This is a genomic window from Actinomyces mediterranea, assembly GCF_900155595.1.
In the GTDB taxonomy this organism is placed as follows: Bacteria; Actinomycetota; Actinomycetes; order Actinomycetales; family Actinomycetaceae; genus Pauljensenia; species Pauljensenia mediterranea.
The window spans coordinates 141,568-153,367 of record NZ_FTPB01000002.1; the positions used below are offsets into that span (position 1 = coordinate 141,568).

Annotated in this window: 9 protein-coding genes, 1 tRNA gene and 2 pseudogenes; 6 read left to right on the forward strand and 6 right to left on the reverse strand. The window is 64.6% G+C overall.

The features are described 5' to 3' along the window. Positions 1-7 precede the first annotated feature (7 nt). Complete coding sequence (locus BQ7471_RS00700; protein WP_076463444.1) at positions 8-1,048, reverse strand: bifunctional UDP-N-acetylglucosamine diphosphorylase/glucosamine-1-phosphate N-acetyltransferase GlmU; 1,041 nt, start codon at positions 1,046-1,048, stop codon at positions 8-10. A gap of 48 nt (positions 1,049-1,096) precedes the next feature. Next, a tRNA-Gln gene (locus tag BQ7471_RS00705) sits at positions 1,097-1,167 on the reverse strand. 133 nt (positions 1,168-1,300) lie between these two features. Between BQ7471_RS00705 and BQ7471_RS00710 the strand changes: the two genes are divergently transcribed. After that, positions 1,301-1,951, forward strand: coding sequence for a TetR/AcrR family transcriptional regulator (locus BQ7471_RS00710; RefSeq protein ID WP_076463445.1), 651 nt, complete (start codon positions 1,301-1,303; stop codon positions 1,949-1,951). A 27-nt stretch (positions 1,952-1,978) separates the two neighbouring features. On the opposite strand, the gene BQ7471_RS00715 is transcribed toward BQ7471_RS00710, so the two are convergent. The 4 genes from BQ7471_RS00715 to rsmA form a co-directional block, all read right to left on the reverse strand. After that, the gene (locus BQ7471_RS00715; RefSeq protein ID WP_076463447.1) at positions 1,979-2,260 is read right to left on the reverse strand and encodes a DUF1540 domain-containing protein; all 282 of its coding nucleotides are present in this window, start codon (positions 2,258-2,260) and stop codon (positions 1,979-1,981) included. A gap of 235 nt (positions 2,261-2,495) precedes the next feature. Further along, the gene (locus BQ7471_RS00720; RefSeq protein ID WP_076463448.1) at positions 2,496-4,352 is read right to left on the reverse strand and encodes an ABC-F family ATP-binding cassette domain-containing protein; all 1,857 of its coding nucleotides are present in this window, start codon (positions 4,350-4,352) and stop codon (positions 2,496-2,498) included. After that, complete coding sequence (gene ispE, locus BQ7471_RS00725) at positions 4,353-5,342, reverse strand: 4-(cytidine 5'-diphospho)-2-C-methyl-D-erythritol kinase (RefSeq protein ID WP_076463587.1); 990 nt, start codon at positions 5,340-5,342, stop codon at positions 4,353-4,355. Next, positions 5,335-6,396 (reverse strand): 16S rRNA (adenine(1518)-N(6)/adenine(1519)-N(6))-dimethyltransferase RsmA, encoded by a 1,062-nt coding sequence (gene rsmA, locus BQ7471_RS00730; protein WP_076463450.1) that lies wholly within the window; start codon positions 6,394-6,396, stop codon positions 5,335-5,337. Before rsmA ends, ispE begins: the two co-directional genes overlap by 8 nt. A 109-nt stretch (positions 6,397-6,505) precedes the next feature. On the opposite strand from rsmA, the pseudogene BQ7471_RS11845 reads away from it, so the two are divergent. From BQ7471_RS11845 to BQ7471_RS11560, 5 genes and pseudogenes are all read left to right on the forward strand, one after another. Continuing rightward, a pseudogene (locus BQ7471_RS11845) lies at positions 6,506-6,598 on the forward strand (LacI family DNA-binding transcriptional regulator); the annotation flags it as partial. A gap of 88 nt (positions 6,599-6,686) precedes the next feature. After that, positions 6,687-7,586: a LacI family DNA-binding transcriptional regulator gene (locus tag BQ7471_RS00740; RefSeq protein ID WP_076463451.1), complete on the forward strand. Its 900-nt coding sequence runs from the start codon at positions 6,687-6,689 to the stop codon at positions 7,584-7,586. A gap of 147 nt (positions 7,587-7,733) precedes the next feature. Next, positions 7,734-9,464, forward strand: a complete 1,731-nt coding sequence (locus tag BQ7471_RS00745) for an alpha,alpha-phosphotrehalase (protein WP_076463453.1) — start codon at positions 7,734-7,736, stop codon at positions 9,462-9,464. Positions 9,465-9,489: 25 nt separating this feature from the next. Beyond that, a complete protein-coding gene (locus BQ7471_RS00750) occupies positions 9,490-11,532 on the forward strand; it encodes a glucose PTS transporter subunit IIA (protein ID WP_235821191.1) in 2,043 nt (680 codons plus the stop codon). A 38-nt stretch (positions 11,533-11,570) separates the two neighbouring features. Beyond that, positions 11,571-11,757: pseudogene (locus BQ7471_RS11560) on the forward strand (acetate kinase); the annotation flags it as partial. Positions 11,758-11,800 lie beyond the last annotated feature (43 nt).

Consider the following 11,800-nt stretch of genomic DNA (forward strand, 5'->3'; position numbering starts at 1 on the left):
GATCCGGTCAATCGCGTTCGGTACGGCCGAAAACGCTCAGTGGTCTCATCATCGTATCCGCTGAGACGGCTGCGTTTTCCACCCATGAGGCGCGAATCGTGGCGCTGTCGCTCACTGTGGCGTTATCGAGGACGGTTCCAGGGCCGATCTCACATCCGCTTCCGACGCAGGTGGCCCCGCGCAGCACACAATTCGGCCAGATCGTGGTGTCCTGGCCGATGGTGACATCGACTCCGATCCACGTCGAGGAGGGGTCGATGATGGTGACCCCGGCGCGCATATGCATCTCGCAGGTGCGGCGGTTGAACTCCTTGCCGAGGGCAGCGAGTTGAACCCGGTCGTTGCAGCCCTCCGTCTGCCAGGCGTCGTCGAGGACGAGGGCGCCCGCCGTGCGCCCCGAGGGCGCGGCGGCTGCGACGACATCGGTGAGGTAGACCTCCCCCTGGGCATTGTCGGTGCCGACGGTGGCGAGGGTGGCGGCAAGGAATGCCCCATCGAAGGCGTAGACGCCGGAATTGACTTCAGTGATGGCGACTTGTTCGGGGTTCGCGTCGGACTGTTCGACGATTCCGGTGACTGCTCCGGCCTCGTCGCGGATGATGCGGCCGTACCCGGTGGGGTCGAGGGCGTTGAAGGTGAGGACGGTGACCGCATTGCCCGCAGTTTCGTGCTCGTCGACGAGGGCGGCGAGGGTGTCGGTGGCGAGCATGGGGACGTCACCGCTGGTGACGACGACGGTGCCGTCGGGCGCCCCGTGGGCGTTGCTCAGGGCGTTGAGCGCGCACAGGACCGCCCGGCCGGTCCCCGGAATGTCGTCCTGGTCGGCGATGAAAGCATCCGGCATGACGCGTTCGATTTCGGCGACGACTGTTTCACGCTGGTGGCGCACGACTGCGACGAGGTGTCGGGGGTCCAGGCCCTTCGCTGCACGTAGTGCATGGCCGATGAGTGAGAGTCCCGCGACCGGGTGGACGACTTTGGGCAGTCGGGATTTCATGCGAGTGCCCTGGCCAGCGGCCAGAACGATGACGGCAGCGGGAGAGGCCATGTCATCCTCCGGTGTTTGCGCCGGACCCGCCCACCGGGTCGGCTCTAGCTCCGCCCCCAGGATTCGAACCTGGACTAAGGGCACCAAAAACCCCTGTGCTGCCGTTACACCAAGGCGGAAAGCGCGGTCTGATTGTGTCATAGATTCGCGCCGATATGCGCATCCTTGGGCGAACGTCACTCTTGGCGCGCTCTGACCGTGCCCGGCGGCGCAGCACTGTCGGCGCACAGGCGTCGATGGGATACTGGTGTCATGTCGGAGAAACGTACACGGATGAGCGGTTTCGAGCGCCGCGAGCAGCTGGTGGCGGTGGGACGCTCCCTCTTCGCCCTCAAGGGCTTCGATGCGACGAGCGTCGAGGAGATCGCCGCGAAGGCGAAAGTTTCCAAACCCGTGGTGTACGAGCATTTCGGCGGCAAGGAGGGCCTGTACGCGGTGATCGTCGACCGCGAGGTCCAATCCCTCGTCTCGTCACTGCACCATTCGCTGGAGTCTTCGCAACGCCCCCGCGTCCTCTTGGAAAATGCGACACTCGCCCTGCTCGACTACGTCGAGTCGAATACCGACGGCTTCCGGGTGCTGGTGCGCGACGCGCCGACGGATCGCACACAGGGGTCGTTCTCCTCCGTGTTGGGCGATGTGGCATCGAAGGTGGAGCATCTTCTCGCCGAACAATTCGACCGCACGAATATCAACCCGAATCTGGCGCCCCTGTACGCGCAGATGCTCGTCGGTCTGATCGCGCAGGTCGGCCAGTGGTGGCTCGACGATCGGCGGATGAAGAAGGACGGGGTCGCCGCCCACGTCGTCAACCTCGTGTGGAATGGGGTGCGCAATATGCGCCCCGCCCCGACCCTCATCGTCCGTTCGTCGTCTGATCCGCCGGGCAAGAATCCCCACTAAGAACCGTGCCCGCTCCGCGGCATGTGTTCAGCGGGCCTCGAAAGAGAGGCAGTCGGCAGTGGTGGCGCCCACGCGGATCGCTTCAGCGGTGCATTCGAGGGCGGAGTTGTGCACGCAGTCGGCTTTCTGGCAGGCGCCGACGAATGGGACTGCCGTGTCGAGTCCGCCCTTGATGTTCAGAGGAACGAAGGTGGTGCAGGTCTGGGCGTAGCCGACGGTGATGGCAGCAGCACCACAACTCTTGGTCCGGTTGTAGGAGCAGCTCTCAACAGAGCAGTCCATAACACGGGGCATCGGAATGGCGGTCATGTCGATCTCTCCTCATAGTGTCCGTGTCCTCGCGCCGTATGCGCCGAGGATGTTGTATCTATTGCACTCCCCCGTCTCGCATATGTCGATAAACCCGCTATTTGCGCAGGTAAAAACCTATTTACAATAAAGAGCTACTCAACGTATTCCGTAGCGCCGACGCAACGAAATGCATCGTATTTTCTGCTGTTGTTATCACGTAATTCGATAAGGGGAATCTGCTACAGCAGCGTCCTCATTCGGCTGCCGCCGCAGCGTCCAACCAGGTTTCCTCGGCCTCGTTGATTTCCTCCACCAGCCGATGATGAGTCAATGACATGTCAGTGAGCTCTCCCACCTTCGACGGGTCCTGGGCGACGGCCTCGCTGAGCCTCTCCAACTCCGCCTCAACGGCGTCCGCCTCGGCCTGCAACTTCGCCAGGCGCCGCTCCAGCCTGTCCGCCTCTTTCTTCGCGGCCCAGCGCGCGGCTCCCGCGCCGGGCGCCGCCCTCATCGGCTCCGCATCCGTTCGCCTGTCTGGCGCTGCAGCGGATTGTGCGCGCAGCTGAAGGTACTGTTCGACCCCTCCCGGCAGAGCGCGGACTCGTCCGTCCCCGAGCAGAGCGACCTGGTGGTCCGTGACCCGTTCGAGCAGATACCGGTCGTGTGAGACGACGACGAGGGTGCCCGGGAAGGAGTCGAGGAGGTCCTCCATCGCGGCGAGGGTATCCGTGTCGAGGTCGTTGGTCGGCTCATCGAGGAGCAGCACATTCGGTTGGGCCATGAGGAGACGCATGAGTTGCAGGCGGCGCCTCTCCCCGCCGGAGATCTCGCTGATCCTCGTGTAGGCGCGCATTCTGGTGAAGCCCATCCGTTCCGTCATCTGTGCGGCCGTCAGCTCGCGCCCATCAACGACGACCACCTGGGCGACGTCCGCAACAGCGTCGACGACCCGCATGTCCGCGAGCGCGTCGAGTTCGTGCGTGTCTTGTGACAGGGTCGCCACCTCGACGGTCTTCCCCCGCTTCACGCGCCCTCGATCGGGGGTGAGGTCACCGCGCAAAAGGTTGAGCAGTGTCGTCTTACCGGCGCCGTTGACTCCGACGACGCCGACCCGCTCCGCCGGGGCGAGGCGCAGCGTCACGTCCTCGAAGATCGTATTGCGCGCACCGTCGGGAGTCTCGAAAGACAGGGAGACTTCTTCGAGGTCGATGACGTCCTTGCCCAGGCGTGCGGTCGCCATCGTGACGAGTTCCACATGGTCGCGCGGCGGCGGCACATCGGCGATGAGCGCTTCGGCCTGGGCGATGTGGAACTTGGGTTTGGATGTGCGCGCGGGCGCTCCCCTGCGCAGCCACGCGAGTTCCTTCGTCAGCAGATTCGCCCGTTTCGCGGCGGCGACATCCGCTTGGCGCGCACGCTCTGCACGGGCCAGCGTATACGCCGCATAGGAGCCGTCGTACACTTCGACGCGCCCCGCGATCTGCGGCCGATCCCCACCGGGGTCGATGCCGGGGACGACCTCCCAGATGTGTTCGCACACAGCGTCGAGGAACCAGCGGTCGTGGGTGACGACCATGAGCGCCCCCTGAGCGCCGGTCCTGGCGAAACGCGCGTTGACGTGGGCGGCGAGCCAGGAAACGCCCTCGATGTCAAGGTGGTTCGTCGGCTCGTCGAGGCAGACGACATCCGATGGCACCGCGAGGACGCGGGCGAGGGCGACGCGGCGGCGCTGACCGCCCGACAACGCGGACACGGCGGAGCGCAGGTCGATGTCGACAAGCAAACCCCGGTGGATGTCCCGGATCGCGGGCGAGGACGCCCACTCGTATTCCGCGATACCCGGGTGGACGGCCTCGACGACCGTGTCCGCCGGATTGAGGGTGTCTGCCTGGTCGAGGACGGCGACGCGCACCCCGTCGCGGCGCGTGATGATGCCCCCGTCGGGCTCTTGGATTCCCGCGATGAGGCGCAGCAACGTCGATTTGCCCGCTCCATTCGGGCCGAGGACTCCCACCCGTGAACCGTCGTCGAGTCCGACGGTGACATCGGCGAGAAGTTTGCGCGAGCCCGCGAGGACGGAGATGGCCTGGGTTCCCAGAAGATGCGCCATTCAGCGGGTCCCCTCGACTTCGATGCGCGCGCCTTCAGCGGGCCCCGAGGTGGCGAGGGCAGCTTTGACGCTCTCGCAGGACGCGAGGTCCTCCACGAGGAAGCGGGCGTGGTCGGCGTCGGCTGCGAGGGCCGCGATCGAGGGTCCGGATCCGCACAGGTGGACCGCGAGCGCCCCTGCCCGTCTTGCTGCTTCGACGGTGTCGGCCAGTTCGGGACGCAGGCTCAGCGCCGTCTCTTCGAGATCGTTGACGAGGGCGGGAGCGAGATCCTGGACGCTTCCGGTGAGCGCCACCCGCTCGGCGCCGGTGAGGGATTCGAGCGGTTTCCACGACCCCTGGGGCCCTCCTACAGTGTCGAGGGCGGCGAATGCTTCGGAGGTGGACAGCCCCCCGTGCGCGAGGGCGATCGCCCAGTGGTGGCCAGCCTCGCTCGGATCGGGGTCGCCCGCAGCGAGGAGCTCCATATGGTCGCCCCTGCCGGTTCCCAGGGCGATTCCCCCCATGAGGCATGCGGGTACGTCTGCACCGAGGGTCCGCCCGATCGTTTCCAACTGGTCCGGGTTCAGCCCCAGCTCCCATAGTTCATTGCAGGCGACGAGTGCGGCTGCGGCATCGGCGGAGCCCCCCGCCATTCCCCCTGCCATGGGGATGTGTTTGTCGACGGTGATGGTAAGGCCTGCTGCGGTTGCTGCCCACGGTCCCGCCATGGCAAGCCTTTGGAGGACTTTCGCGGCTCTGCCCGCTAGGTGGGAGTCGGCGGGCAGGTCGCGCATGGCACGCGTCGTCGCCTCGTCGATTCCGCCGCCGGGAAGGTGGGCGGTCGTGTCGATCCTGATGCCCAGTGTCTTCGAAGTGCGCACAGTGACGTACTCGCGCAGGTGCAGGGCCTCGAAGACGGTGACGAGGGGGTGGTAGCCGTCCCGAGAGGGCTCGCCGACCCTCAATGTGAGGTTCACTTTCGCGGGTGCGCTCGCACGTACTTCACGCATCGGCGCTCCCCTCGTGCGCGGCATCGCTGGTCGCCGCTTCGGGGGTGTCCTTCGTCCTCGGATCGATCCGCATCTCAATGATTCCTGCTTCGCGCAGGTCGATGAGGGCGCGACCGAGGCGGACGTAGTCGTCGATGCCGAGGGTTTCCCCGCGTGCCGATGGGGAGATCCGCGCGGCGTCGAGGAGGGCTTCAGCTCCGGCCGTAGAGCCCGCCCATGTTTTGAGGGCTGCGCGCAGGGTCTTGCGCCGCTGCCCGAAGGCGACGTCGCACACTTCGAAGACGGCTCGGCGCAGTGCATCGTCTCCGCGCGGGGTTTCGGTGCGGTGCAGGCGAACGAGGGCGGAGTCGACATTGGGCACCGGCCAGAACACGGTGCGCCCGATCGTCCCGACCCTTTCAACATCGCCGTACCAGGCGGCTTTGACGCTGGGGACGCCGTAGGTGCGAGAGCCGGGGCCTGCGGCGAGGCGGTCCGCGACCTCGGCCTGGACCATGACGAGGACGTCGGTCAGGCTGGGGAAGCTCTCCAGCATCGCGAGGAGGACGGGCACGGCGACGTTGTAGGGCAGGTTCGCGACGAGTTTCCTCGGAGGCGGCCAGTCGACGCCGAAGTCGTCGTTGCCGCTGATCGTTGTGGCGTCCGCGGTGACGACGTGGAGTCTGTGCGCGGCCTCGGGCATGCGCGAGCGCACGGTCTCGGGCAGTGCCGCGGCCAGCGGCGGGTCGATTTCAATAGCGCGGACTCTGGCGCCCGCTTCCAAGATGGCGAGTGTGAGGGAGCCGAGCCCCGGGCCGATTTCGACGACCTCGTCCCCCGCTTCTACTCCCCCGGCGCGCACGATGCGCCGGACGGTGCCTGCGTCGTGGACGAAGTTCTGGCCAAGGACCTTGGTGGGGCGGATGCCGAGGGCTTGGGCGATGGCGCGCACTTCAAGAGGGCCGAGGAGGCCCGAAGCGGATGGCTGGGCGCCTTCGGGCAGTGTCGGGTCGGTGCGGTGCGGTGCACTCTTCGTCCCGGTGCGGTTCTCGGCGGGTCTGCGGCTTCTGGTCACGCCCCGAGTCTAGTCGAGGGTCTTGGGCAATCATGCCGTGATCCTCTTGTCTGACGGTGCGTGCCGTGAGATTGTGTCAAGTATGGATCAGTCGCAGACCAGTGTGAGCATGGCGGACATCGCCGAAGCCGCGTCTGTCGCCGTATCCACGGTGTCCCGGGCGCTGAGCAACGCGCCCGGAGTCTCAGCCGCCAAACGGGAGGAGATCCTCGCCTGCGGTCATACCCACCATCCCCTGTCGGGGAGTCTCAGCCGCCAAACGGGAGGAGATCCTCGCCCTTGCGCGGCGCATGGGCTACCTCGCGCCAACGGACGCACACTCAGAGCCAGCGGCATCGGGACCCGGATCGCGCGAATCGGATCGACGGACGCTGCGGATCACGGCTGTTGTTCCCGAATCCGATCGGTGGATCTTCGGCTCGATCCTCGCCGGAATCCACGACGTCCTCTCCCCCTACAATGCCGCATTGCAGGTCCGCCAAGGTCTGAGCGCATCGGAGCGGGCCAGCTTCCTCGCAGACCCGAATCTGGCGAATCGAACGGATCTGGTCATCCTTGTTCCGGCGCCCCGGGACATCTCCGTTGAGGCTCTCAAGGCTCTGCCCCTCCCCATCGTCATCGCGGGAACCGTCGTTGACGGGGTGCCCAGCGTGGGCATCGACGATGTCGAAGTGGGGCGGATGGCGACGAATTACCTGCACAATCTGGGTTTGGCCTCGATCGCTTATGTGGGTTTCCTCGATCACGAGGGAACCTCGGGTGTTGCCACACAGCGCAGGGGCGAGGGCTATGAAGAGGCGATGACGAGGGCGGGCCTGGAACCGCGGTTCGTCAAAGTTCCCTTCACCCCGGGTCCCGGTCGTGCAGCCGCGGAGTATCTGCTGGCCACTGAGAATCTGCCCGACGCAGTGATCTGCTCATCAGATGAGATCGCCGTCGACCTCATATCGACCTTCAGGCGGGCGGGAGTGGAGATCCCCGAGGACATCTCCGTCATCGGGGTGGACGATCACCCGATCGCCCAGGTTTTGGGGCTCACGACGATCGCACAGCCCGCGCGGGAACAGGGGCGCGAAGCCGCTCGCCTGGCATTGAGGATCCTCGAATCGCCCTCGTCCGACAGCGTAGGAGAATCCATCGCACTGCCCACTCGCCTCGTCATGCGCCACACTACGCGGCGCCACTCCTGAGGGTCGTCGCCACGCCTTTCTACGCAAATGCGCAACATTTTTGCATAGCAGCGCAATAAATCGCGCAAAGATCTGACGGGATCGTCTGCATCCGCTCTACCGTGGAGTTTCTACTGCGACTCAATGACGAGCGGCGAAGGACCGGCTATGACTTTCCACGATCAGACGATCTACCAGATCTATCCGCGCTCATTCAAAGACTCCACCGGCACCGGTGTCGGCGATCTGCGCGGCATTATCGACAAAGTCCCCTACATCGCGTCCTTGGGCGTCGATATGGTGTGGCTCAACCCCTTCTTCGTTTCCCCCCAACGGGATAATGGCTACGACATCGCCGACTATCGCGCGGTCAATCCCGCACTCGGCACCATGGAGGACTTCGAGGAACTAGTCGAGGCCCTGGGGGCACGCGGCATCGGCGTCATGCTCGATATGGTGCTCAACCACACCTCCACTCAACACGAATGGTTCCAACGTGCCTTGGCGGGCGAGGAGGAGTATCAGGACTTCTACTACCTGCGCTCGGCGGGCCACGACGGAGCGCTGCCTAATAACTGGGTGTCGAAGTTCGGCGGGAACGCCTGGGCGCCCTTCACCGCGCAGGCCGCAGGTACCGGTATCACTGAGGACACGGCCGCTGAGAACGGCTTCGATCTGAACCCCGCGGGCCCCGATGCGGGCGATCCCAGCCTGTACTACCTGCACCTGTACGACATCACCCAAGCGGATCTCAACTGGCACAATCCGCGGGTGCGCCGAGAGCTCGCCGATGTTGTGGCTTTCTGGCGCGACAAGGGCGTTCGAGGATTCCGTTTCGATGTCATCAATGTGATCGGCAAACCCGCAGACCTTCCCTCTGCGCCAGAGGGCGCCGACGACCGCAGGATGTACACCGACACCGACCTGGTCGTCCCTTACCTGCGCGAACTAGCGGCAACCAGCTTCGGTCAGGATCCCGAGATCGTGACCGTCGGTGAGATGTCTTCGACCTCGATCGACAAGTGCATCCTCTACACGAATCCCGAATCCCATGCCCTGTCGATGGCCTTCAACTTCCACCACCTCAAAGTCGACTACGCCGACGGGAAGAAATGGACCCGGATGCCCTTCGACTTCGCGGCCCTCAAGGGGCTGCTGTCCGACTGGGGCGTTCGCATGCAAGAAGGCGGCGGCTGGAACGCCCTCTTCTGGAACAATCACGACCAGCCCCGCGCGAATAACCGATTCGGAGACGTCGTCGACTACCCGGTTGAGACGGCCACCATGCTGGCGAGCACGATCCACCTGCTGCGCGGCACCCCGTATGTCTATATGGGCGAAGAAATCGGGATGACCGACCCCGACTATTCCTCGATCGAGGACTACTGCGATGTCGAGGCGGTCAACGCCTTCCACGAACTGGTCGCCTCGGGCATGTCGACCGATGAGGCTTTCACGATCGTCGCCGCCAAGGCCCGTGACAATGCGCGCACCCCGATGCAATGGGATTCTTCGCCGACGGCGGGGTTCACTTCGGGGACACCCTGGCTGCGCCCCACCAACCAGGATCGGATCAATGTCGAAGCCGAGGAGGCGGGCGGCCAGATCCTGCCGTATTACCGTCGATTGATCGCTCTGCGCAAGAGCCACCCGATCATCGCCGAAGGATCCTTCGAACCTTACCAGACCGAGCATCCGCAGGTCTTCGCATATATGAGGACATTGGATGAGCGCCGACTGCTGGTCTTGAACAACTTCTACGGCACGCAGACCGTTATCGACATCCCCGCGGAGTTCATCGGGGCAGAGGTGTTGATCTCCAACTACCCCGACGTCACCGCCCCCTTTGCCGCGTCGGTACCCCTGGCGCCCTATCAGTCCCTGGCGATCCTCATCTGATGATCGCCCCGATTCGATCTTCGACATGACGACACACGAAAAGGACCCAGCAATGCACCCGGAACACGATGTGATTGTGGCGCCCATGGCGGGCACGATCGTACCGATCGAGCAAGTAGCGGATCCGGTCTTCTCATCCAAGAAGATGGGCGACGGATTCGGTGTTGAACCCACGGGCGGCGCAATCGTCTCTCCCGTGGCGGGCACCGTCACAATGGTCGCCCGCACCGCTCATGCCTTCGCGGTGAGGACCGCGTCGGGCGCGGATATCCTCGTCCATATGGGCATCGACACCGTCGAGCTAGACGGGGCGCCCTTCACGCTGAAAATCGCCAAGGGCGACACGGTCTCTACGGGCGATTCGGTGGGAACCATGGACTTGGCCGCGGTCGAGGCCGCTGGGAAGTCCACCACCACCATGGTGGTCTTCACCAATGGGAAGAAGCACGGCGGAGCCTTCAGCCTCAACCCCGGCGCTGTCGGCCTCGGCACCCCCGTCGCGAGTATCAGCCCAGTCCAAGCGGCGCCGAGCGCGGCGGCCGCGCCGTCCGCCCCCGCGAATGACGATCCGGCTCGCGCGAAACTGAGCGGCTATGACCTGCTAGCCCACGACATCATCACGGGAGTGGGCGGCCCCGACAACATCAAGAGCGTCATCCACTGCATCACCCGCATCCGCTTCTACCTCAATGACGATTCCCTGGCCGACGACGAGTTCGTCAAGAGCCTCGATGTCATCGACGTGGCAAAGGCAGCTGGACAGTACCAGGTGGTCATCGGCCAAGCGGTCGACGACGTCTACGAGGCGATCACCGCGCGCCTGGGCGGTGCGGGCGAGGCCGTGGAGGAGGAGATCGAGCGGCCCACCACGCTGCTGGGCTGGATCACCTTCGGATTCTCCTCACTGATCGGCGTGATCACCGGCTCGATGATCCCCATCGTCGGCCTGCTCGCAGCCTCCGGCATCCTCAAGGGCATTCTCGCGCTGCTCACACAATTCAATGTTGTGGAGGCGGGGACGAATACCTACATGATCATTGATGCGATGTCGTCCTCGATGTTCTACTTCCTGCCGATCATCATCGGCTTCACCGCGGCCAAGCGCCTGGGTTCCGACCCGATCATCGTGGCGATCATCGGCGGCGTGCTGGTATTCCCGTCCCTGGTGAATATGTCGAATCCCGACGCCGAGGGCTACCGAGTCGTCGCACAGTTCGGCAACACGGTGTTCAACTCCGACTTCTTCGGGATCCCGATTTCGCTGCCGTCTGGCAATGCCTACGCCTACTCGATCTTCCCCATGATCGTCGCCGCGTGGCTGGCCGCGAAGATCGAGCCGCTGCTCAAGAAGTACATCCCCCTCGTGCTGCGCTCCATCTTCGCTCCCCTCATCGAGGTCTTCGTGGTCTCCGCCCTAGTGCTCGTCGTCTTCGGCCCGATCATCATGTTCATCTCCGGCGGACTGGCCAATGGCATCAACTCGATCCTGTCCTTCAGCTACCCGGCGGCGGGCCTGCTGATCGGCGGCTTCTATCAGGTGCTCGTCATCTTCGGCCTGCATTGGGCGGTGATTCCGCTGGTCGCCTCGCAGATTGCGATCGATGGTTCCTCTCCGCTGAACGCGATCATCTCAGCCACGATGATCGCCCAGGGCGGCGGGGCCCTCGCCATCTGGCTCAAGGCGCGCAACGCCCGTATCAAGACTCTCGCCGGCCCGGCGACGATCTCCGCATTCTGCGGAATCACCGAGCCCGCCATGTACGGTCTGAACCTCAAGTACGGCCGAGTCTTCATCACCGCTTCCCTCGGCGGCGCCGTCGGCGGCCTGTTGACCGGATTGTTCAATGTGAACATGTGGGGCTTCACCGGCGCCTTCGTCGGCTTCCCCTCGTTCGTCAACCCCGAGGGCATCGACGGGAGCTTCACCGGCTTCTGGATCGCCTCACTGGCGGCGCTGATCGTGTCTTTCACCGCCACCTACTTCTTCGGCTTCACAGAGGAGGACTTCGAGGCCGAACACGAGGTGAAGAAGGTGCGTCTGGGCAGGCGCGAGCCCGTCGCCTCCTGAGCACCGATTCCCGACTGCATGACCGGTGAACGGGGGCTTTACGCAGCCTGCTCAAGTACGTCGGCGCCTACACCGCTGAGCTCGCAGGCCTCGACGTCATCACCTTCACTGCCGGCATCGGCAAACCGCACATCGTGTTAATCCGACTCGTCGGTGACCCTGCTCGTCTACCCGACGAATGAGGAGTCGACGATCGCGCGCCAGGCCGCTGACCGTCATCTGTGAGAACCCGATATACGAGGAGGGACCGGGTTCCTGATCGACAGGA

What these genes read in the sequence shown, in the direction of transcription:
- ispE (WP_076463587.1), bottom strand. Translation starts at nt 5,342, where the DNA reads ATGCGTGAAGTACGTGCGAGCGCACCCGCGAAAGTGAACCTCACATTG.
- BQ7471_RS00715 (WP_076463447.1), bottom strand. Translation starts at nt 2,260, where the DNA reads ATGACCGCCATTCCGATGCCCCGTGTTATGGACTGCTCTGTTGAGAGC.
- BQ7471_RS00700 (WP_076463444.1), bottom strand. Translation starts at nt 1,048, where the DNA reads ATGGCCTCTCCCGCTGCCGTCATCGTTCTGGCCGCTGGCCAGGGCACT.
- BQ7471_RS00750 (WP_235821191.1), top strand. Translation starts at nt 9,490, where the DNA reads ATGACGACACACGAAAAGGACCCAGCAATGCACCCGGAACACGATGTG.
- BQ7471_RS00745 (WP_076463453.1), top strand. Translation starts at nt 7,734, where the DNA reads ATGACTTTCCACGATCAGACGATCTACCAGATCTATCCGCGCTCATTC.
- BQ7471_RS00740 (WP_076463451.1), top strand. Translation starts at nt 6,687, where the DNA reads ATGGGCTACCTCGCGCCAACGGACGCACACTCAGAGCCAGCGGCATCG.
- BQ7471_RS00720 (WP_076463448.1), bottom strand. Translation starts at nt 4,352, where the DNA reads ATGGCGCATCTTCTGGGAACCCAGGCCATCTCCGTCCTCGCGGGCTCG.
- BQ7471_RS00710 (WP_076463445.1), top strand. Translation starts at nt 1,301, where the DNA reads ATGTCGGAGAAACGTACACGGATGAGCGGTTTCGAGCGCCGCGAGCAG.